Origin of the sequence: Citrobacter sp. 172116965, assembly GCF_013458095.1 — a bacterium.
GTDB lineage: Bacteria > Pseudomonadota > Gammaproteobacteria > Enterobacterales > Enterobacteriaceae > Citrobacter > Citrobacter braakii.
The window spans coordinates 4,225,499-4,248,795 of the sequence record NZ_CP046673.1; the positions used below are offsets into that span (position 1 = coordinate 4,225,499).

The 23,297-nt window shown below is 51.4% G+C and carries 24 protein-coding genes and 2 pseudogenes; 11 read left to right on the forward strand and 15 right to left on the reverse strand.

Going from position 1 to position 23,297, the window contains the following annotated elements:
• Positions 1-140 precede the first annotated feature (140 nt).
• The 7 genes from GPJ68_RS20495 to tkt all read right to left on the reverse strand — a co-directional run bounded on the left by GPJ68_RS20495 (position 141) and on the right by tkt (position 7,801).
• Complete coding sequence (locus tag GPJ68_RS20495; RefSeq protein WP_104651971.1) at positions 141-851, reverse strand: nucleoside/nucleotide kinase family protein; 711 nt, start codon at positions 849-851, stop codon at positions 141-143.
• Positions 848-1,357, reverse strand: a complete 510-nt coding sequence (locus tag GPJ68_RS20500; RefSeq protein ID WP_016154381.1) for an MltR family transcriptional regulator — start codon at positions 1,355-1,357, stop codon at positions 848-850. Before GPJ68_RS20500 ends, GPJ68_RS20495 begins: the two co-directional genes overlap by 4 nt.
• Positions 1,358-1,372: 15 nt before the next feature.
• Positions 1,373-2,344, reverse strand: coding sequence for a class II fructose-bisphosphatase (glpX, locus tag GPJ68_RS20505; RefSeq protein WP_104651970.1), 972 nt, complete (start codon positions 2,342-2,344; stop codon positions 1,373-1,375).
• Positions 2,341-3,618 carry a zinc-binding dehydrogenase gene (locus GPJ68_RS20510; protein WP_104651969.1) on the reverse strand — a complete coding sequence of 426 codons (1,278 nt, stop codon included), beginning with the start codon at positions 3,616-3,618 and terminating at the stop codon, positions 2,341-2,343. Before GPJ68_RS20510 ends, glpX begins: the two co-directional genes overlap by 4 nt.
• A gap of 24 nt (positions 3,619-3,642) precedes the next feature.
• Positions 3,643-5,022, reverse strand: a complete 1,380-nt coding sequence (locus tag GPJ68_RS20515; RefSeq protein ID WP_016157435.1) for a PTS mannitol transporter subunit IICB — start codon at positions 5,020-5,022, stop codon at positions 3,643-3,645.
• 27 nt (positions 5,023-5,049) lie between these two features.
• Positions 5,050-5,493: a PTS mannitol transporter subunit IIA gene (gene cmtB, locus GPJ68_RS20520; RefSeq protein WP_016157436.1), complete on the reverse strand. Its 444-nt coding sequence runs from the start codon at positions 5,491-5,493 to the stop codon at positions 5,050-5,052.
• Between the two features lie 316 nt (positions 5,494-5,809).
• The gene (gene tkt, locus GPJ68_RS20525) at positions 5,810-7,801 is read right to left on the reverse strand and encodes a transketolase (protein WP_104651968.1); all 1,992 of its coding nucleotides are present in this window, start codon (positions 7,799-7,801) and stop codon (positions 5,810-5,812) included.
• 279 nt (positions 7,802-8,080) lie between these two features.
• Here tkt and GPJ68_RS20530 point away from each other — a divergent pair, with 279 nt between their 5' ends.
• Positions 8,081-8,839: a M48 family metallopeptidase gene (locus GPJ68_RS20530; RefSeq protein WP_016154387.1), complete on the forward strand. Its 759-nt coding sequence runs from the start codon at positions 8,081-8,083 to the stop codon at positions 8,837-8,839.
• A gap of 111 nt (positions 8,840-8,950) precedes the next feature.
• Here GPJ68_RS20530 and speB read toward each other — a convergent pair whose 3' ends face one another.
• From speB to GPJ68_RS25310, 4 genes are all read right to left on the reverse strand, one after another.
• Positions 8,951-9,871, reverse strand: a complete 921-nt coding sequence (speB, locus tag GPJ68_RS20535; RefSeq protein WP_016154388.1) for an agmatinase — start codon at positions 9,869-9,871, stop codon at positions 8,951-8,953.
• Between the two features lie 142 nt (positions 9,872-10,013).
• Positions 10,014-11,990 (reverse strand): biosynthetic arginine decarboxylase, encoded by a 1,977-nt coding sequence (speA, locus tag GPJ68_RS20540; protein WP_016154389.1) that lies wholly within the window; start codon positions 11,988-11,990, stop codon positions 10,014-10,016.
• An 8-nt stretch (positions 11,991-11,998) separates the two neighbouring features.
• Positions 11,999-12,130 (reverse strand): acid stress response protein YqgB, encoded by a 132-nt coding sequence (yqgB, locus tag GPJ68_RS20545; protein ID WP_049041971.1) that lies wholly within the window; start codon positions 12,128-12,130, stop codon positions 11,999-12,001.
• A gap of 91 nt (positions 12,131-12,221) precedes the next feature.
• Entirely contained in the window at positions 12,222-12,359 is a 138-nt protein-coding gene (locus GPJ68_RS25310; RefSeq protein ID WP_269149342.1) for a hypothetical protein, read from the reverse strand.
• A 538-nt stretch (positions 12,360-12,897) separates the two neighbouring features.
• Here GPJ68_RS25310 and metK point away from each other — a divergent pair.
• The 8 genes from metK (at position 12,898) to ruvX (ending at position 20,144) form a co-directional block, all read left to right on the forward strand.
• A complete protein-coding gene (gene metK, locus GPJ68_RS20555) occupies positions 12,898-14,052 on the forward strand; it encodes a methionine adenosyltransferase (RefSeq protein ID WP_003027071.1) in 1,155 nt (384 codons plus the stop codon).
• Positions 14,053-14,449: 397 nt separating this feature from the next.
• Positions 14,450-15,844: a galactose/proton symporter gene (gene galP / locus GPJ68_RS20560; protein WP_016154390.1), complete on the forward strand. Its 1,395-nt coding sequence runs from the start codon at positions 14,450-14,452 to the stop codon at positions 15,842-15,844.
• Positions 15,845-15,921: 77 nt separating this feature from the next.
• The gene (locus GPJ68_RS20565; RefSeq protein ID WP_016157438.1) at positions 15,922-16,419 is read left to right on the forward strand and encodes a SprT family zinc-dependent metalloprotease; all 498 of its coding nucleotides are present in this window, start codon (positions 15,922-15,924) and stop codon (positions 16,417-16,419) included.
• A gap of 94 nt (positions 16,420-16,513) precedes the next feature.
• A complete protein-coding gene (gene endA, locus GPJ68_RS20570; protein ID WP_019077649.1) occupies positions 16,514-17,221 on the forward strand; it encodes a deoxyribonuclease I in 708 nt (235 codons plus the stop codon).
• 75 nt (positions 17,222-17,296) lie between these two features.
• The gene (gene rsmE / locus GPJ68_RS20575; RefSeq protein ID WP_016154393.1) at positions 17,297-18,028 is read left to right on the forward strand and encodes a 16S rRNA (uracil(1498)-N(3))-methyltransferase; all 732 of its coding nucleotides are present in this window, start codon (positions 17,297-17,299) and stop codon (positions 18,026-18,028) included.
• Between the two features lie 12 nt (positions 18,029-18,040).
• Positions 18,041-18,988 carry a glutathione synthase gene (gene gshB / locus GPJ68_RS20580; RefSeq protein WP_016154394.1) on the forward strand — a complete coding sequence of 316 codons (948 nt, stop codon included), beginning with the start codon at positions 18,041-18,043 and terminating at the stop codon, positions 18,986-18,988.
• A gap of 176 nt (positions 18,989-19,164) precedes the next feature.
• The gene (locus GPJ68_RS20585) at positions 19,165-19,728 is read left to right on the forward strand and encodes a YqgE/AlgH family protein (protein WP_016154395.1); all 564 of its coding nucleotides are present in this window, start codon (positions 19,165-19,167) and stop codon (positions 19,726-19,728) included.
• Positions 19,728-20,144 carry a Holliday junction resolvase RuvX gene (ruvX, locus tag GPJ68_RS20590; protein WP_003825428.1) on the forward strand — a complete coding sequence of 139 codons (417 nt, stop codon included), beginning with the start codon at positions 19,728-19,730 and terminating at the stop codon, positions 20,142-20,144. The genes GPJ68_RS20585 and ruvX overlap by 1 nt, the downstream gene beginning before the upstream one ends.
• Here the strand turns inward: ruvX and GPJ68_RS20595 are convergent.
• Positions 20,141-21,121, reverse strand: a complete 981-nt coding sequence (locus GPJ68_RS20595; RefSeq protein ID WP_047357838.1) for a type IV pilus twitching motility protein PilT — start codon at positions 21,119-21,121, stop codon at positions 20,141-20,143. The two genes, ruvX and GPJ68_RS20595, sit on opposite strands and share 4 nt — an antisense overlap.
• A 17-nt stretch (positions 21,122-21,138) precedes the next feature.
• Here GPJ68_RS20595 and GPJ68_RS20600 point away from each other — a divergent pair.
• Positions 21,139-21,309, forward strand: a pseudogene (locus tag GPJ68_RS20600) (YggS family pyridoxal phosphate enzyme); the annotation flags it as partial.
• A 5-nt stretch (positions 21,310-21,314) separates the two neighbouring features.
• On the opposite strand, the gene GPJ68_RS20605 reads toward GPJ68_RS20600, so the two are convergent.
• The 3 genes and pseudogenes from GPJ68_RS20605 to GPJ68_RS20615 all read right to left on the reverse strand — a co-directional run.
• Entirely contained in the window at positions 21,315-21,734 is a 420-nt protein-coding gene (locus GPJ68_RS20605) for a DUF3828 domain-containing protein (protein WP_075847428.1), read from the reverse strand.
• Positions 21,734-22,171, reverse strand: coding sequence for a hypothetical protein (locus GPJ68_RS20610; protein ID WP_370461154.1), 438 nt, complete (start codon positions 22,169-22,171; stop codon positions 21,734-21,736). The genes GPJ68_RS20605 and GPJ68_RS20610 overlap by 1 nt, the downstream gene beginning before the upstream one ends.
• Before the next feature lie 272 nt (positions 22,172-22,443).
• Positions 22,444-22,569 (reverse strand): annotated as a pseudogene (locus GPJ68_RS20615) (type IV pili twitching motility protein PilT); the annotation flags it as partial.
• A gap of 17 nt (positions 22,570-22,586) precedes the next feature.
• On the opposite strand from GPJ68_RS20615, the gene GPJ68_RS20620 reads away from it, so the two are divergent.
• The gene (locus tag GPJ68_RS20620; protein ID WP_101700213.1) at positions 22,587-23,291 is read left to right on the forward strand and encodes a YggS family pyridoxal phosphate-dependent enzyme; all 705 of its coding nucleotides are present in this window, start codon (positions 22,587-22,589) and stop codon (positions 23,289-23,291) included.
• Positions 23,292-23,297: the final 6 nt, after the last annotated feature.

A 23,297-nucleotide genomic window follows, 5' to 3' on the forward strand; every position in this document is an offset into this window, starting at 1 on the left:
GAAACGCGGAATAAAAGGAATGATTGTCCAGCCAAAGAAAACAGTTATCTGACGTACATCACATTTTTCCCGCTAAGACCGGGGGAAATTATTCCAGTAAACCGTAATAATCATTACGGCTTAACAGGAATAATTGGCCTTCACGCAATCCGATATTCACCAGATTCCAGCATCTCCAGCGTCAGGTCACCAGGCAGACTCGCTTCCAGTACCCGATGAACATTCGGTCCGTCGGTACGCTCATAAAACGCCTCAGCGTCAGCTTGTGATAGTCCGCCCGCCAGTTTACGACCTACCAGTCGTGTATGGAGCGCGTTGGCAGGAGCACGAATAAACAGCGAGTAATCACAAAACTCAGCTAACGCCCGCCACCTTTCATCATCGCGTAATAACCAGTTTCCTTCCACAATCACAATCGGCGCGGTCACTGTTATGGCCGCTTCTACCGGATCGTGTTTTTGCCGGTCGTACTGTGGCCAGGTGCCCTCCCCCTCCCTTATCAGACGTAGATTCTGTGCAAGCTTATCCACATCAAAGGTTTCCGGCGCACCTTTGTATGCTCGCAGGTTATGAGCATCCAGCCAGGTGTTGTAGTGATGGAAGCCATCCATCGGCAGCGTCTGGATCTCCGGCAGGCCAGGATCCTGACGGGCGAGATATTCCCAGAAGGTGGTCAGCGTCGATTTACCCGTACCAGGCGGTGCGCTGAGAAAAACGATCGTTCGTCGCTGCGGGTGAGTGGCGTGTATTTTTGCCAGCTGTTGTAATAACGGTTTGTGGACGTTCTCTATCTCATCATCACGGTAATGTGCTTCAACCTGTAGCCCATTCACCGTTAGTTTGATTTTCACGGCGTTAATTCCTTTAAAATCGCCGTCACTGCCAGCGTCATTGCCGTCTTGACCATTGCGCTAAAGCGCACTTCGGACCACGCAGCAAAGTCGGCAAATTTCATCGACTCCAGCGCACCGTAGAGCGTTGCGTTGCGGGTGATACTGTTCACGTTGCTGACAAAATCCCAGGTAATGTCATCGGCAAAACCGGGGATATTATCCTGCTCGTTCAGGTACTGATAAAACTGAGAGAAATGGGTGATGTCGGCATAAAGCCATTTATCCATTTTTCCCAACGCATAAATCAGACGTAACGCAACGTCGATATCGTCAAGCGGTCCACTCTGGGCGAGTAACGGCTTCACTGCATATTCCACGATCTCTTCATCGTTATTAACGAACAGCGACGGTAGAAAGCGCTTAATGCCCTGGAGCAAAATGTTATGTGCCGTCGTCATAAACGAGAGTAAATTATTTTGAGCATCCAGTTGCTCAAGCACATCGTCTTCTGTCAGCGTCGTCATTCGTTTCTCGATAAATCACCATGAATGCAGAGAGTCTATTATATTACACGTTCGATCCGCGCCGCCGATCAGTAAAGTTTGCGTGCGCACACCATTCGCAACCTGTTGGATCCCTTTCACAAGATCGCCGCCCGTGACCCCTGTTGCGCTGAAGAGGATCTTATTTCCCCCTACCAGTTCGTCCTGCGCGTAGATCCGGTTGATCTCAACGCCCATTTCCGCGCAGCGCTGATGTTCCTGTGCCGCAATCAGACGATTATCTGCGTTATTTCCTTTCGCTTCACAAAAATCAATCAGTTCAGCCTGCATATCGCCCCCCAGCGCTTTAACCGCACAGGCTGAAATAACCCCTTCAGGCGCGCCGCCAATGGTATACATCAGATCATAAGGATTCTCCTGCATACAGGCCAGCACGCTGGCGGCCACGTCACCATCGGGCAGAGCAAAGACCTTGACGCCAAGCCGTGTCGCCTCGGCAATCGCTGGTTGAAGGCGCGGCTTATCCAGCGTCACCATCCGTAGTCGCTCCAGCGGTTTACCCAACGCCTCTGCCACATTACGCAGATTATCTGCCAACGGCAGCGCCAGATTAATCGCCCCTTTCGCAAACCGATTAACAACCAGTTTTTTCATGTACATATCAGGAGCGTGTAACAAACTGCCGCGAGGGGCAAACGCCATGACGGCCAGCGCATTGCTTTGCCCCATAGCCACCATTCGGGTTCCTTCGATAGGATCAACGGCGATATCTACCTCAGGTCCGGTGCCGGTTCCCACTGCCTCACCAATCCACAGCATCGGGGCTTGATCAATCTCCCCTTCGCCAATAACGATGCGTCCGCGAATGGCAATACTGTTCAATGCTTCCCGCATTGCCGTCACAGCCAGACCATCAATCTTGTTTTTATCGCCGCACCCGGTTTGCGGCCAGGCTGCCAGTGCAGCCTGCTCCGTGATACGAAATAGCGGCCATGCCAGCGACATCATATCCCCGCCTCCCCGATATCAACGCCAAAGTGTGCCAAAAGGTATTTTTCTGCCTTTTCATTCCAGATACCGTGCGTCTCCTTCACCAGTAGCGCCAGTTCTTTGAATAATGGGTCAGTTTTCCCTTTCTCGGCAAAATCAGCAATGGCGGTTAGTGGCATGATAACGCCGTTATATATCAGCTTCTTACCGCCGGGGATCGCCGGTAAATTCAAAACAGTTTCCGGAACTGCATCAAGGCCGCCAATGTGCGTCACCATAAACGACGGTTGCAGTTGGCCAGTTGCACTGAGCGCAATGGCCTCTTTCATATCATCCGTTGAACCACCGGATGTCCCGACAACGTGAGTGCTGTTGTAGTGCACGTTATAAAAATTAAACGGCACTTTGAAGTTACTGTCCGTAGGACCGGCAAAAAAATTCAGGCAACCATCTTCCGCGAGTAAATCATCAGCCATCTCAACAACTGCAGGCACTGCCGCATACACAAAGACATCATCAAAACCTGCGTCATGAGTTAACGCTCGCAGCATCGCTGTCGGAGAATCCATGCCAGTAGTATTCACATAGATGAGCTCAATCCCCTTTTCAGCCGCCAACTCAACGGGCAACAGTTTTTTAGCCTGCGCCAGTCGTGCTTCGTCAATGTCGACCACCACCACGCGCGACGGCTGAATATTCCCGTTAATGGCATAATCTATTGCACCAATACCCATCGGCCCGGCGCAGGCCAGAAGCGCAATGTTCCCCCCTGGCTTAATCCCCATGCGATGCTCATAAACGTAAGGCGTGGTGTGAAAATTCGCGTTATACGCGCCAATAATACAGCACATCGGTTCTGCCAATGAGGCGGCGGCAAAATAAGAGCCGTGGTAAGGCAAAACGCATCCCAGGTTAATCGCCACTTCCGGGATAATCATATATGTCGCATTGCCGCCAAAATATTCATAGCTGTATCCCGCTGAATATCCACTTGGCAATCCCATCGCAGGTTGCAACACAAAACGCTGACCTTTCTTATATTTATCCGTCAGGTTTTTTCCCACCTCAACAATAATACCTGCACATTCATGTCCGGTAATCACCGGATGGTTTTCCAGATCGTCCGGTACGCGTTTATGATCGCTCCCCAATGCTGCTGCTTTCCAGGTGGACAAACAAACGCTATCGGATATTACGCTTACTAACAATTCATTATCTGTAATTGCAGGCAGTTCAAATTCGCGGATACGAATATCCTGCTTGCCATATATGGCAGCAACTTTCGTTTTCATATTCACTCCAAAAATAGAAGAAGGCTAGTTCGCAGTAATGCGTTTAAATAAATCATCCAACAATGGGTCACCAATATAGTTCTTAATCAGCACTAATGGCTTTTCACTCACACGTTTAACACGACCTTCAAGACTGGCATGGGTGACAATAATATCGGCATCTTGCGGAACGTTTTCGATAGCATAATGCGTCACAGTAATATTCAATCCCGCTTTCTCCAGACGCTTACGAAATGTGGTTGCCCCCATAGCACTGGAACCCATTCCTGCATCACAGACAAAAGCGACGCGTTTAATGTTTTTATAAGAGAATTTCCCTTCCTGCTTCATCGCTTTGACGGCTCTGGCTGATTCAGCAAAGTCATCTTCACTTTCTGTTTCAACGTTCTTTTCCATTTTCAGGATGACAGAGGTAATAACAAAAGTAACAACGGTTCCCGCGGTGACTCCTGCAATGGTCGCGAGGAAAGAACCTTTCGGCGTTAATGCCAGATAGGCGAATATAGATCCTGGGCTTGGCCCCGCAACTAACCCACCGTCCAGCAGGTGGAATACCCACGTCCCGGTCATTCCCCCGGCAATCATCGCGATCAGGGTCAGAGGCTTCATCAGCACATACGGGAAATACAGTTCATGAATACCACCGAGGAAGTGGATAATCATGGCGCCTGGCGCAGACTTTTTACTCATCCCTTTGCCAAAGATAGCAAAGCCGAGTAACAAACCTAATCCCGGCCCTGGGTTAGATGCCACCATGAAGAAAATCGATTTTCCCGTTTCAGAAGCTTGCTGCATCCCCAGCGGATAATACACCCCCTGATCAATGGCATTGTTCAGAAAGAGGATTTTTGCCGGCTCATTGATTACGGATAGCAACGGCAGATAGCCCGCATGAACCAACGCTTCAATACACTCCTTCACAAAATTATTGGCAATGAGAACCGCCGGGCCGATAACTTCAAACCCCAGCAAGCATAAGAGCATTCCCGCGATACCAAGAGAGAAATTATTGATAACCATCTCGAAGCCTGCAGGAATGCGTTTTTCCAGCAGACGGTCGATATGCTTAATCACCCAACCGCCAAGCGGCCCCATTACCATTGCGCCAAGGAACATCGGAATATCCGCGCCCACAATAACGCCAATAGAACCAATGCCCCCCATCACCGCACCGCGTTTCCCGCCAACCAGATGTCCCCCAGTGGAGCCAATCATGACGGGCAGTAAATAGGTAATCATCGGACCGACAATTTTGGCGAAATGCTCATTCGGCATCCAACCAGTAGGAATAAATAATGCGGTAATAAAACCCCAGGCAATAAATGCGCCGATGTTAGGAATGACCATTGCAGTCAAAAACCCACCAAAAGCCTGGACTTTGGCACGAGCAGACTTGTTTTCCATAATAATATCCTGAAAGGAAACCGTTAATTATGCTTGAGCGATAATATCCGCCAATTGTTTTTCTGATTTAGCCGCTAACAAAGCGGTTAGTGCTTCCTCTTCACATAATAATTCGCTTAAGGCCTGAATAGCGCCAATGTGTGAATCAGCATTAGCCGCCGACAATCCGATTAATAATCTGATACCTTCATCATCTTCGGCAAATTTCACTTCCTGTTTGAGAAGCGTTAATGACATACCGGTTTTTAACGCGCCACACTCCGGTCGAGCGTGCGGCATGGCGACACCTGGTGCTAAAATATAATAAGGACCATTGTTAATCGTTGAGTCTTTAATGGCCTGAATATAATCTGAATTGACATAATGGTTGGCAAGTAAGGATGACATAGAAAAGTCAATTGCCTCCTGCCAGTTCTTTGCTGAATTTTTTATTGAGATAGATGATTCGGGAAAGTAATCAATCAGCCGCATACATTTTCCTTATTTTATTTTTAGGGTACGAGTTAGCGTTAAAAATAAAATACGCGCACGGCGAAATGAAATCAATCGAGGAGAAAACTACATACAGCGCAGAATTTTTTTTGGCGATGCCTTTAAAAACAACGCATTGAGAAAAGAAATATAAAAATCAACAGCAATAATGTGATTCAAGTTGCAAATATAAAACATCGCTAAATATCATATTTGTGATAAACATCTACATTTTTTGGTTGCACACAACCAAATAAATTTACTTACTTTAAAAAAACGGGCCGCATAAGCGACCCGTTTTCACCTGTAATCAAAATTACAGCAGTTCTTTTGCTTTCGCGACAACGTTGTCGACAGTGAAGCCAAACTCTTCAAACAGCAGCTCAGCCGGTGCAGACTCACCAAAGGTAGTCATACCAACGATAGCGCCGTTCAGGCCCACGTATTTGAACCAGTAGTCTGCGATACCCGCTTCCACTGCAACACGTGCGGAAACAGCTTTCGGCAGTACAGACTCGCGATAAGCGGCATCCTGTTTGTCGAACGCGTCGGTAGACGGCATGGAAACAACGCGCGCTTTAACGCCTTCAGCGGTCAGTTTGTCCCAGGCAGCCACAGCCAGCTCAACTTCAGAACCGGTAGCGATGAAGATCAGTTCCGGCTGACCGGCGCAATCTTTCAGCACGTAACCACCGCGCGCGATGTTCGCCAGCTGCTCTTCGGTACGTTCCTGCTGTGCCAGGTTCTGGCGGGAGAGGATCAGCGCGGTTGGACCGTCCTGACGCTCTACACCGTATTTCCATGCAACGGCAGATTCAACCTGGTCACACGGACGCCAGGTGCTCATGTTCGGGGTCACACGCAGCGAAGCTACCTGCTCTACCGGCTGGTGAGTCGGGCCATCTTCGCCCAGACCGATGGAGTCGTGGGTATAGACCATCACCTGACGCTGTTTCATCAGCGCAGCCATACGCACCGCGTTACGGGCATATTCCACAAACATCAGGAAGGTGGAGGTGTACGGCAGGAAGCCACCGTGCAGGGAGATACCGTTAGCGATAGCGGTCATACCGAATTCACGTACACCGTAATGGATGTAGTTACCGGCAGTATCTTCGTTGATAGCTTTAGAACCAGACCACAGAGTCAGGTTACTTGGTGCCAGGTCAGCGGAGCCACCGAGGAATTCAGGCAGCAGAGGACCAAACGCTTCAATCGCGTTCTGAGACGCTTTACGGCTGGCGATTTTCGCCGGGTTAGCCTGCAGCTTAGCGATGAACTCGTTCGCTTTTGTGTCGAAGTCAGACGGCATTTCACCTTTCATACGACGGGTGAATTCAGCGGCTTCCTGCGGGAAGGCTTTCGCATAAGCAGCGAACTTCTCGTTCCATGCAGCTTCTTTTGCCTGGCCTGCTTCTTTCGCATCCCACTGCGCGTAGATTTCAGACGGAATTTCAAACGGCGCGTATTTCCAGCCCAGCTGTTCGCGGGTCAGTGCGATTTCTGCATCACCCAGCGGTGCGCCGTGAGAGTCGTGGGTACCAGCTTTATTCGGGGAACCGAAACCGATGATGGTTTTGCACATCAGCAGGGACGGTTTGTCGGTCACAGCGCGAGCTTCTTCAACTGCGCGCTTAATCGCGTCAGCATCGTGACCATCAACGCCACGAACCACGTGCCAGCCGTAAGCTTCGAAACGCTTAGCGGTGTCATCGGTGAACCAGCCTTCAACGTGGCCATCGATAGAGATGCCGTTGTCATCGTAGAACGCTACCAGTTTACCCAGCTTCAGCGTACCGGCCAGGGAACATACCTCGTGAGAGATACCTTCCATCATGCAGCCGTCGCCCATGAAAGCATAGGTAAAGTGGTCAACGATGTCGTGACCAGGACGGTTAAACTGCGCCGCCAGCGTTTTTTCGGCGATAGCCATACCCACAGCATTCGCAATGCCCTGACCCAGAGGACCGGTAGTGGTTTCAACACCCGCGGTGTAACCCACTTCCGGGTGACCCGGCGTTTTGGAATGCAGCTGACGGAAGTTCTGCAGCTCGGACATCGGCAGATCGTAGCCGGTGAGGTGCAGCAGGCTGTAAATCAGCATGGAGCCGTGGCCGTTGGACAGCACGAAGCGGTCACGGTCAGCCCAGGACGGGTTAGTCGGGTTGTGGTTCAGGAAATCACGCCACAGGACTTCGGCAATGTCAGCCATACCCATCGGGGCACCCGGGTGACCGGATTTGGCTTTCTGTACTGCGTCCATGCTCAGCGCACGAATAGCATTGGCAAGCTCTTTACGTGAGGACATTTTGACTCCAGATCGGATAATGAAGGCTGAGCCCTTAACGACTTGACGACAGCGCGTTTTGGGCTACGCCGGAAAAAAGTGCCAACAATGTAACCCAAGCCGCGTGTCATGTACATGGAGCATCCTTTTACCGCTTCAGAAATCTCTGGATCATGCGCGCAAGTTGCGCAATCTTCTCGCCCGCTGAATGTTCTTTTCTTTATACTAAGGCCGAGCGTCGGTTTACCTGCAAACGACGCATTTTTTAGAAAAATCCTGACTTTGTGCGGAAGAGAAAAAATGAAAATTCGCGCTTTACTGCTTGCTACGAGCATGGCGGCGGCATTGACCGGCTGCCAGAACATGGACTCAAACGGACTGCTTTCTTCTGGCGCAGAGGCTTTTCAGGCCTATAGTCTGAGCGATACTCAGGTAAAAGCGCTGAGCGATCAGGCCTGTAAAGATATGGACAGCAAGGCTACTATCGCCCCTGCCAGCAGCGAGTATGCAACGCGTCTTGGCAAAATCGCCGCCGCGCTTGGCGACAACATTAATGGCCAGCCGGTGAACTACAAAGTCTATATGGCGAAAGATGTGAATGCCTTTGCCATGGCGAACGGTTGTATCCGCGTGTACAGCGGCCTGATGGATATGATGACCGATAACGAAGTCGAAGCGGTGATCGGCCACGAAATGGGCCACGTCGCGCTGGGTCATGTGAAAAAAGGCATGCAGGTCGCGCTGGGCACTAACGCCGTACGTGCAGCAGCGGCTTCCGCTGGCGGCATTGTCGGCAGCCTGTCGCAGTCGCAATTGGGCGATCTTGGCGAGAAACTGGTGAACTCGCAGTTCTCCCAGCGTCAGGAATCCGAAGCAGATGATTACTCGTATGATTTGTTGCGCAAACGTGGGATCAATCCGGCAGGACTGGCCACCAGCTTTGAGAAACTGGCTAAACTGGAAGCAGGACGCCAAAGCTCAATGTTTGACGATCACCCGGCATCTGCAGAACGTGCGCAACACATTCGCGATCGCATGAGCGCAGACGGGATAAAATAATCCTCGAACAGTGCCGGATGGCGGCGTGAGCGCCTTATCCGGCCTACAAATTCAGCAATAATGTAGGCCGGACTAGCGTCAGCGACATCCGGCAAAATAGTCCGAAACCCGTTATTCGCCTTTCTTCGCCGCCTGGATATACAGCATTTCCAGTGCCAGCGTAGCCGCCGCCAGCGCGGTGATCTCTGACTGATCGTAGGCCGGAGCTACTTCCACCACATCCATCCCGACGATATTCAGATCTTTCAGACCACGTACCAGCTTGATCGCGCGATCGGAAGTCAGACCGCCGATCACGGGCGTACCGGTTCCTGGAGCAAACGCCGGATCGAGGCAGTCGATATCAAAGGTCAGATACACCGGCATATCACCAACAATCTGCTTAACCTGGGCGATGATGTCATCTACGCCGCGATCGTTCACCTGGCAAGCATCCAGCACGGTAAAGCCGTTATCTTTGTCGAACTCTGTACGAATACCGATCTGCACAGAGTGATTCGGATCGATCAGACCTTCATTCGGCGCAGTGTAGAACATGGTACCGTGGTCGAATTCACAGCCGTTAGCGTAGGTGTCGGTGTGGGCATCAAAGTGCACCAGCGCCATTTTACCAAAGTGTTTAGCGTGCGCGCGCAGGAGCGGCAGCGTGACGAAGTGATCACCGCCGAAAGAGAGCATGCGCTTACCGGCAGAAAGCAACTTCTCAGCATGCGCCTGCAGTTTTTCACTCATTTCACGGGCATCACCGAACGCATAAACCAGATCGCCGCAGTCCACCACGTTCAGGCGCTCGCGCATATCGAAGTCCCACGGGAAGCGATTGTGTTCCCACGCCAGGTTAGTGGAAACCTGACGGATCGCAGCCGGACCATGACGACCGCCCGCGCGGCCAGACGTTGCCATATCAAACGGTACGCCGGTGATCACCCAATCGGCGTCGCTGTCGTACGGCATGAAGTTCATCGGCAGACGCAAAAAACCAAAGGCGTTAGAAACCAGGGAGTTGTCGTATTGATGACCTAAGGTGCTCATGTACTGACCTCTTTTAAAATCGGTGAAAAAAAATCCCCTCCGCGTCGTTAAGCCCGACGAGGAAGGGATTGATTTACGTGACTACTTGTATAGGCGAATTATCGCCGTTAATTTGCTCAGGTTCAAGCGAACCCCAACAGCATTACTCGTCTTCGAGATAGGTATATCCGTACAGTCCTGCCTCAAACTCTTCGAGGAACTGCTGCTGCAACTCGGTATCCAGATCGGTGTTTTTCACCTGGTCACGGAACTGAGTTAGCAGGGTGTTCGGATCCAACTGCACGTATTGCAGCATATCCGCCACGGTATCCCCTTCGTCAGACAGCTCAACTTCCACGCTGCCGTCAGGGAAGACGAACACGTCAACCGCTTCGGTATCACCGAACAGGTTGTGCATGTTGCCAAGGATCTCCTGGTACGCCCCCACCATAAAGAAGCCCAGCATCGGCGGGTTCTCAGGGTCGTATTCCGGCATCGGCATGGTGGTCGCAATGCCGTCACCATCAACATAGTGGTCGATAGCGCCATCAGAGTCACAAGTGATATCCAGCAGCACCGCACGGCGCTCAGGAGCCTTGTTCAGCCCTTCCAGCGGCATCACCGGGAACAGCTGATCGATCCCCCACGCATCCGGCATCGACTGGAACAGCGAGAAGTTGACGTAAATCTTATCCGCCATACGCTCCTGCAACTCGTCGATAATCGGACGGTGCGCGCGGTTGCTCGGGTCGAGTTGTTTTTGCACATCGTGACACATGTTCAGATAGAGCTGTTCTGCCCACGCGCGTTCCTGCAGGCTAAAGGTGCCTGAAGAGTACCCAACGTGAATATCGTGCAGATCCATCTGGCTGTCGTGCAGCCATTCACGCAGCGAACGACGGGTTCCCGGCTCATGCATCTCTTGCCAGGTTTCCCACATGCTTTGCAGGGCACGCGGCGCATCGTCAGCCGGAGGCGTTGCTTCGGTATGCTCGCTACGCTCAACGCCGATAATGTTAGACACCAGCACGGTATGATGCGCGGTAACAGCGCGACCGGATTCGGTAATTACCGTCGGGTGCGGCAGACCGTGCTCTTCACAGGCGTCGCCAATGGCCCAGATGATGTTGTTCGCGTATTCGTTCAGGCCGTAGTTTACGGAGCAGTCAGACTGCGAACGGGTACCTTCGTAGTCCACGCCCAGGCCACCGCCCACGTCGAAGCACTGGATATTTACGCCAAGCTTGTGCAGCTCAACGTAGAAACGCGCCGACTCACGTACGCCAGTGGCAATATCACGAATGTTCGCCATCTGTGAGCCGAGGTGGAAGTGCAGCAACTGAATACTGTCCAGACGACCGCGCTCGCGCAGCATTTCTACCAGTTGCAGCACCTGGTTTGCCGCCAGGCCGAATTTCGATTTCTCTCCGCCGGAGGACTGCCATTTGCCGGACCCTTGCGACGCCAGACGCGCACGCACGCCCAGACGCGGAACAACATTCAGTCGTTCAGCTTCATCCAGCACGATAGCGATTTCAGACATCTTCTCGATGACCAGATAGATCTTATGGCCCATCTTTTCGCCAATTAGCGCCAGGCGGATGTATTCGCGGTCTTTATAGCCGTTACACACGATCACGCTGCGGGTCATTCCGGCATGAGCCAGAACGGCCATCAGTTCAGCTTTAGAACCGGCTTCCAGCCCCAGCGGTTCGCCGGAGTGGATCAGCGATTCAATCACGCGACGGTGCTGGTTAACCTTGATCGGGTAAACGAGGAAATAGTCACCGTTGTAGCCGTAAGACTCACGGGCGCGCTTAAACGCGGCGTTAATCGAACGCAGACGGTGTTGCAGGATCTGCGGGAAGCAGAACAATGCAGGCAAACGCTGGCCCTGCGCTTCACGGGCTTTCACCAACTCAGCAAGGTCAACGCGCGCTTCTGGTACGTCGGGATCCGGGCACACGCTGATGTGGCCCAGTTCATTGACGTCATAGTAGTTATTACCCCACCAGGCAATATTGTAAGTACGCAGCATCTTGCTGGCTTCCTGGGAACTCATTGCAACCTCCTGCATGGAGCGTAGTACACCGTGTTCGCCTGCTGACGAAGGCGAACCCAAAGAAATGTCGTCAGACATAGCGAACCTCAAATTTTATTAACAAGTGTAAAACAGTTGACTACTATCGCAATCCGAAGACGCGATAACAACCCAAATACAGGCAGAATTTCCAGCAGATAGTGCTGACGCTCCGACTGTGCGACCGGTTTCTTTTTCATATCAATGTAAACACGTAACCGAACTTAATGCTGACGGTTCGGCGAAACCACGAGAAAACTCTTGTTTACCAAGAGCGCCCTTGTTCAGTTCTTAGTGACCGTTGCCGGCCCTGGAGTCCTGAGAAGCGCCGAGATGGGTATAACATCGGCAGGTATGCAAGATGCAGATTGCGGGGGACATATGTACACCAGAACGGTGCGACAGATTCAGCAGAATACAACGGTTCATTATCTCGTATCACCTCCACGGTTGCTCCTGACGGAACGAACCCACAAGCCAAAGCTAAAGTTTTAACCCGGCTGGAAGTGGCAACACGATGAAAACGTCGTGTGCTTTTTTGTCTATCCTCAATAAATCGAGTTGCGGGAAGGCGGCAACGCAGTGAATCCCCGGGCGCTTACAGGAGTAAGTGACTGGGCGAGTATTGCCAACGCACATGCAACTTGAAGTATGACGGATATGAGCCGCGCGCCGCGTTTTATACCGACAACAGTACGAAAAAGCAAAAGATAAATACGCGCATTGCCAGCACCGTCAGGAAAAATTTCCAGTTACATTTTCAGTACAATGCGAGCTCAATCAAAAAAAGCTGGAAATCAGGCGCAGAACCGACTTAAAATAGCCGTCCAGATGTTAATCCATCTATACCGATTAACACTCAGACTGCCAGTGTCCGTCATCTGCAGACTCATGGTAGAATCTTCTACACATGGCTATTCCACTCGACAGTTTGAGCTAACTACATTCTCCTTAGGTGAAATTAAATATGGCAAAACACCTTTTTACGTCCGAGTCCGTATCAGAAGGGCATCCTGACAAAATCGCTGACCAAATCTCTGATGCCGTGCTGGATGCAATCCTGGAGCAGGATCCGAAAGCACGCGTTGCCTGCGAAACCTACGTCAAAACCGGCATGGTTTTAGTTGGCGGTGAGATCACCACCAGCGCATGGGTTGATATCGAAGAGATCACCCGTAACACGGTTCGCGAAATTGGCTATGTGCATTCCGACATGGGCTTTGATGCCAACTCTTGTGCGGTACTGAGCGCGATTGGTAAACAGTCTCCGGACATCAACCAGGGTGTTGACCGTGCGGATCCGCTGGAACAGGGCGCAGGCGACCAGGGTCTGATGTTTGGTTATGCAACCAACGAAACCGACGTGCTGATGCCAGCCCCGATTACCTATGCTCACCGTCTGGTGCAGCGTCAGGCTGAAGTGCGTAAAAACGGCACCTTATCCTGGCTGCGCCCGGATGCAAAAAGCCAGGTAACCTTCCAGTATGACGACGGTAAAATCGTCGGTATTGATGCGGTTGTTCTGTCGACTCAGCACTCTGAAGATATCGATCAGAAATCGCTGCAAGAAGCCGTTATGGAAGAGATCATCAAGCCGGTACTGCCGACTGAATGGCTGACAGCTTCAACCAAGTTCTTCATCAACCCAACCGGTCGTTTCGTTATCGGTGGTCCAATGGGTGACTGCGGTCTGACGGGTCGTAAAATCATCGTTGATACCTACGGCGGCATGGCCCGTCACGGCGGCGGCGCATTTTCTGGTAAGGATCCGTCTAAAGTTGACCGTTCCGCAGCTTATGCAGCCCGCTACGTAGCGAAAAACATCGTTGCCGCTGGCCTGGCTGACCGTTGTGAGATTCAGGTTTCCTACGCAATCGGCGTGGCTGAACCGACCTCTATCATGGTGGAAACGTTCGGTACTGAAAAAGTGCCTTCAGAACAGCTGACCCTGCTGGTGCGTGAGTTCTTCGACCTGCGCCCGTATGGCCTGATTCAGATGCTGGATCTGCTGCACCCGATTTACAAAGAAACCGCCGCTTACGGTCACTTTGGTCGCGAACATTTCCCATGGGAAAAAACCGACAAAGCCGCCCTGCTGCGTGAAGCTGCCGGTCTGAAGTAATTCCCCGACGGCTCAATGCTTATGAAGACCAGCCTCATGCTGGTCTTTTTTATGTCATTTGCTCTCCCATCCCCCATCGCTATAACCACGCTAATTTCATTTGCTTCAATAACAAATGAAAGCGATTACATAGCACAGTATTTCTATCTACCCTGAATTCACATCTCTTCGTTACCAGCATTGCATCACTGTTACATCACATTTCAGCATTGTCTTAAAATCAGCCAATCAACTTTATTCTATAATAATAAATAATGTTAACTTTCAACTCATTAAACAATAATCCACATGAATGCCAGTGTAACCGATTACACCAATGTGATGTGATTCGCATTTTTTTACCCCGTACTCACCTACCCTTAACATCAACAAAACTAGCTACCCAACGGAGGGCATCATGCCTGACAATAAAAAAACGGGGCATTCCAACAAAGCCATGACATTTTTTGTCTGCTTCCTGGCAGCCCTGGCTGGATTACTTTTTGGCTTGGATATCGGTGTTATTGCCGGTGCTTTACCATTCATCACCGACGAGTTCCAAATTACCCCACACACTCAGGAATGGGTGGTGAGTTCCATGATGTTTGGTGCGGCAGTGGGCGCCGTCGGCAGCGGTTGGCTCTCCTTTAAGCTGGGGCGTAAAAAAAGCCTGATGATCGGCGCAATCCTGTTTGTTGCCGGTTCGCTGTTCTCCGCCGCAGCGCCAAACGTTGAAGTGCTGCTGGTTTCCCGCGTGCTGCTCGGCCTGGCAGTCGGGGTTGCGTCTTATACCGCACCGTTGTACTTGTCCGAAATCGCCCCGGAAAAAATTCGCGGCAGCATGATTTCTATGTATCAGTTAATGATCACCATCGGTATTTTAGGTGCGTATCTTTCCGATACGGCATTTAGCTACAGCGGCGCATGGCGCTGGATGCTGGGCGTGATCATCATCCCTGCCCTGTTACTGCTGGTTGGCGTCATCTTCCTGCCGGACAGCCCGCGTTGGTTTGCGGCTAAACGTCGTTTTGTCGATGCCGAACGCGTTCTGTTGCGTCTGCGTGACACCAGCGCTGAAGCCAAACGCGAGCTGGATGAAATTCGTGAAAGCCTGCAAGTGAAGCAGAGCGGCTGGGCGTTGTTTAAAGAAAACAGCAACTTCCGCCGCGCGGTTTTCCTTGGCGTCCTGTTACAGGTGATGCAGCAGTTCACCGGGATGAACGTCATTATGTATTACGCGCCAAAAATCTTTGAGCTGGCGGGTTACACCAACACCACCGAACAGATGTGGGGGACCGTTATTGTCGGTCTGACCAACGTGCTGGCAACCTTTATCGCCATTGGCCTGGTTGACCGCTGGGGCCGTAAACCTACGCTGATCCTCGGCTTTATCGTCATGGCCGTCGGTATGGGCGTGCTGGGTACAATGATGCACGTGGGTATTCACTCGCCAGCCGCACAATACTTCGCAGTGCTGATGCTGCTAATGTTTATCGTTGGCTTTGCGATGAGTGCCGGTCCGCTGATTTGGGTACTGTGCTCTGAAATCCAGCCGCTGAAAGGCCGCGATTTCGGCATCACCTGCTCTACCGCAACTAACTGGATTGCCAACATGATTGTCGGCGCAACCTTCCTGACGATGCTGAACTCGCTGGGCAGCGCCAACACCTTCTGGGTCTACGGTGGCCTGAACGTACTGTTCATCTTCCTGACCCTGTGGCTGATCCCTGAAACTAAAAACGTCTCTCTGGAACACATTGAACGTAACCTGATGAAAGGTCGTAAACTGCGCGAAATTGGCGCACACGACTAACCTCGTTAGGCTTCCTCCCCCGTGGGAGGGAGCCTTCCTCTTGCAGTCCCTTCCCTGTCGCACTATCCTCTGGCGTTATGAAAACCTCCCGTCTCCCGATCGCCATCCAGCAAGCCGTTATGCGCAGCCTGCGGGAAAAACTCGCTCAGGCCAATCTCAAGCTCGAACGCCAATACCCGGAACCAAAGCTGGTTTACCAACAGCGCGGAACCGCCGCGGGTACCGCGTGGCTACAAACCTACGAAATTCGTCTTAACCCAGTTTTGCTGATGGAGAATGTTGACGCGTTCGTTAACGAAGTGGTGCCCCATGAACTGGCGCATCTACTGGTGTGGAAACACTTTGGCCGCGTACCGCCGCACGGGAAAGAGTGGAAATGGATGATGGAGAGCGTGCTGGGCGTACCGGCCCGGCGCACGCATCAGTTTGAGCTGCAATCCGTGCAGCGTAAGACCTTTACATACCGCTGTAAGTGTCAGGAGCACCAACTGACCGTCCGCCGCCATAACCGCGTTGTACGCGGCGAAGCCACCTACCGCTGCGTTCACTGCGGTGAACCGCTGGTTGCAGAATAATCTTCAGAATTATCAGGAACTTTTCTGATCTAACTGATTGCATACAGGAATGACTTTCGCTACGTTGCGGGCTCGTTTTGACACGGAGTTCGTGATGTACCGTAATCTTTCTTTTGCTGCGGCCCTGTTAGCCGCTGCGTTTTCAGGCTCGGTTTTAGCCGAAGGCATCAACAGTTTTTCTCAGGCAAAAGCAGCGGGCGTTAAAGTTAACGCCGATGCGCCAGGCGATTTCTATTGCGGATGTAAAATTAATTGGCAAGGAAAAAAAGGGGTCGTTGACCTCGAATCCTGCGGCTATAAAGTGCGAAAAAATGAAAACCGCGCCAGTCGAATTGAATGGGAACACGTTGTCCCCGCCTGGCAATTTGGTCATCAGCGCCAGTGCTGGCAGGACGGAGGGCGTAAAAACTGCGCTAAAGATCCGGTCTATCGCAAAATGGAAAGCGATATGCATAACCTGCAGCCCGCGGTGGGTGAGGTCAATGGCGATCGCGCAAACTTTATGTACAGCCAGTGGAACGGTGGCGAAGGCCAATATGGACAATGCACCATGAAGGTTGACTTCAAAGAGAAAGTTGCCGAGCCACCAGCCCGCGCCCGTGGCGCCATCGCGCGTACCTATTTTTACATGCGCGACCAATACAACCTGACGCTCTCCCGCCAGCAAACTCAGCTTTTTAATGCCTGGAATAAGCAGTATCCGGTCACCGATTGGGAGTGTGAGCGCGACGAACGCATTGCGAAGGTTCAGGGGAACCATAACCCCTATGTGCAACACGCTTGCCAGGCGCAAAAGAGCTAACCTACACTAGCAGCAATATTTTTTAACCATGCCCTGGCCTTTTGCAGCCCAGGGCCATGACGCGGATGTTTAACTATGCGCATTCCTCGCATTTATCACCCTGAGCCACTCACTTCCGGCAGCCAAATTTCACTGTGTGAAGATGCAGCCAACCATATCGGCCGCGTGCTGCGTATGGGACCAGGCCAGGCGCTACAGCTGTTTGATGGCAGCAATCAGGTATTCGACGCCGAAATCACCCACGCCAGTAAGAAAAGCGTGGACGTGAAGGTGCTTAACGCTGAACTCGACGATCGAGAATCGCCGCTGCACATCCACCTGGGCCAGGTGATGTCGCGGGGTGAAAAAATGGAATTTACTATCCAAAAATCGATTGAACTGGGTGTAAGCCTCATTACGCCACTTTTTTCTGAGCGCTGCGGCGTTAAACTGGACAGCGAACGCCTGAACAAGAAGCTCCAGCAGTGGCAGAAAATCGCCATTGCCGCCTGCGAACAGTGCGGTCGTAATCGGGTGCCTGAAATTCGCCCGGCGATGGATCTGGAAGCGTGGTGCGCCGAACAGGATGAAGGTCTGAAACTGAACCTGCATCCCCGCGCCAGCGCCAGCATCAATACGCTGCCGCTCCCGGTGGAACGCATCCGCTTGCTGATTGGCCCCGAAGGTGGGCTGTCGGCAGATGAAATTGCCATGACCGCACGATATCAATTTACTGATATTCTGTTAGGACCTCGCGTTCTGCGTACTGAGACAACTGCGCTCACCGCCATCACCGCGCTACAGGTGCGTTTTGGCGATCTGGGCTAACGGAGAAGAACAATGATCAAGCTCGGCATCGTGATGGATCCCATCGCAAGCATCAACATCAAGAAAGATTCCAGCTTCGCTATGCTGCTGGAAGCGCAACGTCGCGGTTACGAAATTCATTATATGGAAATGGCCGATCTCTATCTGATCAACGGTGAAGCCCGCGCCCGTACGCGTACCCTGAGCGTAGAGCAGAACTACGACAAATGGTATGAGTTCAATAGCGAGCAGGATCTCCCGCTGGCAGATCTGGACGTCATTCTGATGCGTAAGGATCCGCCGTTTGATACCGAGTTCATCTACGCAACCTATATTCTGGAACGTGCAGAGGAGAAAGGGACGCTAATCGTCAACAAACCGCAGAGCCTGCGCGATTGTAACGAGAAGCTGTTCACCGCATGGTTTGCCGACCTGACGCCGGAAACGCTGGTCACGCGTAACAAAGCGCAGCTGAAAGCCTTCTGGCAAAAACACAGCGACATCATTCTCAAACCGCTGGACGGCATGGGCGGTGCATCTATTTTCCGCGTGAAGGAAGGCGATCCGAACCTTGGCGTCATTGCCGAAACACTGACCGAGCACGGTACCCGTTATTGCATGGCGCAGAACTATCTGCCGGCAATTAAAGACGGCGATAAACGCGTGCTGGTGGTCGATGGCGAACCCGTTCCGTACTGCCTGGCGCGTATTCCACAAGGCGGCGAAACCCGTGGCAACCTGGCAGCCGGCGGTCGTGGCGAGCCGCGTCCATTAACCGACAGCGACTGGGAAATTGCACGTCGCATTGGGCCAACGCTGAAAGCAAAAGGTTTGATTTTTGTCGGTCTGGATATCATTGGCGACCGTCTGACGGAAATTAACGTCACCAGCCCAACCTGTATTCGTGAAATTGAAGCGGAGTTCCCGGTTTCGATTACCGGTATGCTGATGGACGCCATCGAGGCACGTTTGCAGAAATAAATAAGTTGCCGGATGGCGATGCCTTCGCGTCTTATCCGGCCTACATTCGCACCCCGTAGGCCGGATAAGGCAAAGCCGCCATCCGGCAAAGCTATCTTCAGAGGGTGACATCTTCGCGCTTTGCCCACATACTGGGCTCTGTTGCTTTTTTGAACCAGGAAACAGAACCTCTGACAATGAATTTACAGCATCACTTTCTAATTGCCATGCCTGCTCTCCAGGATCCGATTTTCCGCCGTTCCGTGGTGTATATCTGTGAACACAATGAGAACGGAGCAATGGGGATTATCGTCAATAAGCCTCTGGAAAACTTACAAATTGAAGGGATTCTGGAAAAGCTGAAGATTACTCCAGAAGCACGCGATCCTGCCATTCGTCTGGACAAACCGGTGATGCTCGGCGGCCCGCTGGCGGAAGACCGTGGATTTATTCTACACACCCCGCCGTCACGCTTTGCCTCCAGTATTCGCATTTCAGATAACACTATCATCACGACCTCCCGCGATGTACTTGAAACCCTGGGTACACAGGAGCAGCCATCCGAAGTGCTGGTTGCGCTGGGCTATTCATCATGGGAAAAAGGTCAACTGGAACAAGAGCTACTGGATAACGCCTGGCTCACTGCTCCCGCAGACCTCAACATCTTATTTAAAACGCCGATTGCCGACCGCTGGCGCGATGCGGCGAAGCTTATCGGGATTGATATTCAGACCATGCCTGGCGTGGCGGGACACGCCTGATGAGCGGAACATTACTCTCTTTTGATTTTGGTACGAAAAGTATCGGCGTCGCGGTTGGTCAACGCATTACCGGTACGGCGAGACCCTTGCCCGCCATCAAAGCACAGGACGGTACGCCAGACTGGAGTTTGATTGAACGCCTGCTAAAAGAGTGGCAACCGGACGAAATCATTGTCGGCCTGCCGCTCAACATGGATGGCACCGAACAACCCCTTACTGCGCGCGCGCGCAAATTCGCTAACCGCATTCACGGTCGCTTTGGCGTAACCGTAACGCTGCACGATGAACGTTTGAGCACCGTCGAAGCCCGCTCAGGCCTGTTTGAGCAAGGCGGATACCGGGCGTTGAATAAAGGCAAAGTAGATTCCGCTTCTGCCGTTATTATCCTTGAAAGCTATTTCGAGCAGGGCTACTAAAGTCGCCCCTGCGCCTGGCGCTGCTGCTGACTTTGTGCAAACGTCTGCATACCTGTCTGCTGCCCGGTTTGAATCACACCGGGTAGCTGATGCGTTTTCCCTTCGCGGATCAAATTGCCCACGGCGGGCGTGTTGACGAGCAGTTCGAATAGCGCCACGCGTCCTCCCTGCTTATCTTCCTCCAGCTTTTGCGAAAGTACCGCCCGCAGGCTGTCTGCCAGCTGGTTACGCACCGGATCTTTCTCCTGAGCGGGAAAGGTGTCCACCAGCCGCGCGATGGCCTGCGCCGCCCCTCGCGTATGTAAGGTTGCCAACACCAGATGCCCGGTCTCCGCTGCCGTTAAGGCCAAACGAATAGTTTCCACGTCGCGCAGCTCGCCCAGCAAAATGACGTCGGGATCTTCGCGTAACGCGCCGCGCAAACCGGCAGCAAAAGAAGCGCAGTGTACGCCCACCTCCCGCTGTTGAATAAGACAACGCTGGCTGGTGTAGCGATATTCAATCGGATCTTCCAGCGTCAGAATATGCCCCGCAATATGTTGATTAAGGTACTCCACCATCGCCGCCAGGGTGGTTGATTTACCGCTGCCGGTGGCTCCAGTGACCAGAACTAATCCATTTTCACCGTGCAGCAGTTCAGGTATGGCCTCCGGAGTCTGAAGATCGTCTAAACGAGGACATTCAAGCGGTAGCAATCTTAGCGCCAGCGAGGTGCCCTGCTGATGAGCAAATGCGCTGGCGCGTAGACGCCGGGAGTCCGCCAGCGTAAGGGCAAAATCAATCTGCCCCTGTTCCCGCCACTGTACCTGTTGTTGCTCACTGAGCCAGCACATCAGCAGATTCTCCACGTCAGGGGGAGTAAATGGTGCTATTTCGACTTTTCCACCTATGCGCCAGCGCGCAGGCCATGCATTGCACAGGTGTAGATCCGACACGTTATGCTTTACACTAAGGGCCACTATTTCTTCCATATTCATATGAACATCCTCGGAAAATGAACGATATCGCGCATAACCTGGCACATGTCCGGGACAAAATCTCAGCCGCCGCGACGCGTTGCGGGCGGTCTTCAGAAGAAGTTATGTTGCTTGCAGTTAGCAAAACCAAACCTGCGAGCGCCATCGAAGAAGCCATCGTCGCAGGATTATTTTCAATTGGTGAAAACAACGACTAATAGCGAGTAGTCACGCTCTTGATTTTCCATACACCTTTTTCTTCTACCATGCAGTCAATAACTTTTTGAGATGACTCACCTGTTCCAAATGTCAAATAGACATTGGTACAAATAGGATCAGCTATAATTAGATCAATACTAATATGCTTACTCCAGTCTTCATCGGCAAAATCCTGAACTTTTAGAAAATAATCCTCTTCAAGCTCATTGCTTCTATAAGCTTGCTTTAATTTATTCAATGTATCAATAATAACATAAGGCTCTAATGCCGTCGGATCATCTGCAACTGGGAAGATATTATGAGCAATCTGCTTGATATACCAGGCATTGAATTTTAATGCCTGAGTATCAGCAGGTATTATTCCTGCCATAGCAAACGATGAGACTAGAAAAGTAAATAATATCAATCGTTTCATCAGTTATGCCTATAGAGTTTATACGAGGGCTGATTTTTACGATAACCAGGTCCGGGATACACGCCATGTTCCTGTTTGAAATCTGACCACCAGTAATGTCCATCAAAAATCGCCATGTGCCCTGCTGTATTTCCTCCAGTATATGGTTGAATTATAGCAACATCACCTTTAATAGGATTGCCATATACTTCACGAAAACCAGCCAATACTAAATATTTCCCCATATTTTTAGCATTATCATGATGCAAGGATACGCCTCCATGTTCGATTGCTGCTGTTACTGCCCTGGCACAATAACCTGTAGCGTGCGCATGAGCATTATTCCTAACAAAATTTATAGCGGCTTCTTTATTCCACATTTGCAAAATCTCATTTATAAACGAAGAGTATGAAATATCACAAAGCGAACCATCACCTTGAACATTAAATGCTTCCAATTCTATTTATTGACATCACAAATATGCCCGCAAGCTGTATTTCCGATGTGTATTTCCGCTTAATAACAAATGAGGTTATAATATTTACCTTACCAAATATCTAATTTTTTGCTTTATTAGAAATAAATATCATCCCAAATTTTATAACTGTAGAATATTTACACTGGGGCAAACTGGAGCTGAATAAAACGAATTGAAATCCTGTCAGTTAAATCTGTTTACGTCCTCCTACAGACTCACATTTTTATACTCAGCCTATCTGCAGCCTTACCAGGCGTAGTAAATGGTGCGGTTTCGACTTTTCCACCTATGCGCCAGCGCGCAGGCCATGCATTGCACAGGTGTAGATCCGACACGTTATGCTTTACACTAAGGGCCACTATTTCTTCCATATTCATATGAACATCCTCGGAAAATGAACGATATCGCGCATAACCTGGCACATGTCCGGGACAAAATCTCAGCCGCCGCGACGCGTTGCGGGCGGTCTTCAGAAGAAGTTATATTGCTTGCAGTCAGCAAAACCAAACCTGCGAGCGCCATCGAAGAAGCCATGACCGCAGGGCAGCGTGCCTTCGGTGAAAACTATGTCCAGGAAGGGGTGGATAAGATCCGCTACTTTCAGGAAAAAGGCGTTAACGATCTGCAGTGGCACTTTATCGGCCCGCTGCAGTCGAACAAAAGTCGTCTGGTAGCTGAACATTTTGACTGGTGCCATACGATTGATCGTCTGCGTATCGCTGCCCGTCTGAGCGAACAGCGCCCTGCGGAACTGCCGCCGCTCAATGTGTTGATTCAGATTAATATCAGCGATGAGAACAGTAAGTCAGGTATTCCGCTTGCAGAGCTTGACGCACTGGCCGCTGAAGTCGCCGCGCTGCCACGCATTACCCTGCGTGGTTTGATGGCGATTCCGGCGCCAGAGTCAGATTATGTAAGGCAGTTTGAAGTTGCACAGCAAATGGCGGTAGCATTTGCCGGGTTGAAAACACGCTACCCAAGTATCGACACGCTCTCACTGGGGATGTCTGATGATATGGATGCCGCCATTGCGGCGGGTAGCACGATGGTGCGCATCGGCACTGCCATTTTTGGTGCTCGTGATTACACTAAAAAATAAGGAAAA

Coding starts and splice junctions, on each gene's coding strand:
- GPJ68_RS20500 (WP_016154381.1), bottom strand. CDS start 1,357: ATGACGACGCTGACAGAAGACGATGTGCTTGAGCAACTGGATGCTCAA.
- glpX (WP_104651970.1), bottom strand. CDS start 2,344: ATGATGTCGCTGGCATGGCCGCTATTTCGTATCACGGAGCAGGCTGCA.
- GPJ68_RS20510 (WP_104651969.1), bottom strand. CDS start 3,618: ATGAAAACGAAAGTTGCTGCCATATATGGCAAGCAGGATATTCGTATC.
- GPJ68_RS20515 (WP_016157435.1), bottom strand. CDS start 5,022: ATGGAAAACAAGTCTGCTCGTGCCAAAGTCCAGGCTTTTGGTGGGTTT.
- cmtB (WP_016157436.1), bottom strand. CDS start 5,493: ATGCGGCTGATTGATTACTTTCCCGAATCATCTATCTCAATAAAAAAT.
- tkt (WP_104651968.1), bottom strand. CDS start 7,801: ATGTCCTCACGTAAAGAGCTTGCCAATGCTATTCGTGCGCTGAGCATG.
- GPJ68_RS20530 (WP_016154387.1), top strand. CDS start 8,081: ATGAAAATTCGCGCTTTACTGCTTGCTACGAGCATGGCGGCGGCATTG.
- speB (WP_016154388.1), bottom strand. CDS start 9,871: ATGAGCACCTTAGGTCATCAATACGACAACTCCCTGGTTTCTAACGCC.
- speA (WP_016154389.1), bottom strand. CDS start 11,990: ATGTCTGACGACATTTCTTTGGGTTCGCCTTCGTCAGCAGGCGAACAC.
- yqgB (WP_049041971.1), bottom strand. CDS start 12,130: ATGAAAAAGAAACCGGTCGCACAGTCGGAGCGTCAGCACTATCTGCTG.
- GPJ68_RS25310 (WP_269149342.1), bottom strand. CDS start 12,359: ATGAACCGTTGTATTCTGCTGAATCTGTCGCACCGTTCTGGTGTACAT.
- metK (WP_003027071.1), top strand. CDS start 12,898: ATGGCAAAACACCTTTTTACGTCCGAGTCCGTATCAGAAGGGCATCCT.
- galP (WP_016154390.1), top strand. CDS start 14,450: ATGCCTGACAATAAAAAAACGGGGCATTCCAACAAAGCCATGACATTT.
- GPJ68_RS20565 (WP_016157438.1), top strand. CDS start 15,922: ATGAAAACCTCCCGTCTCCCGATCGCCATCCAGCAAGCCGTTATGCGC.
- endA (WP_019077649.1), top strand. CDS start 16,514: ATGTACCGTAATCTTTCTTTTGCTGCGGCCCTGTTAGCCGCTGCGTTT.
- rsmE (WP_016154393.1), top strand. CDS start 17,297: ATGCGCATTCCTCGCATTTATCACCCTGAGCCACTCACTTCCGGCAGC.
- gshB (WP_016154394.1), top strand. CDS start 18,041: ATGATCAAGCTCGGCATCGTGATGGATCCCATCGCAAGCATCAACATC.
- GPJ68_RS20585 (WP_016154395.1), top strand. CDS start 19,165: ATGAATTTACAGCATCACTTTCTAATTGCCATGCCTGCTCTCCAGGAT.
- ruvX (WP_003825428.1), top strand. CDS start 19,728: ATGAGCGGAACATTACTCTCTTTTGATTTTGGTACGAAAAGTATCGGC.
- GPJ68_RS20595 (WP_047357838.1), bottom strand. CDS start 21,121: ATGAATATGGAAGAAATAGTGGCCCTTAGTGTAAAGCATAACGTGTCG.
- GPJ68_RS20605 (WP_075847428.1), bottom strand. CDS start 21,734: ATGAAACGATTGATATTATTTACTTTTCTAGTCTCATCGTTTGCTATG.
- GPJ68_RS20620 (WP_101700213.1), top strand. CDS start 22,587: ATGAACGATATCGCGCATAACCTGGCACATGTCCGGGACAAAATCTCA.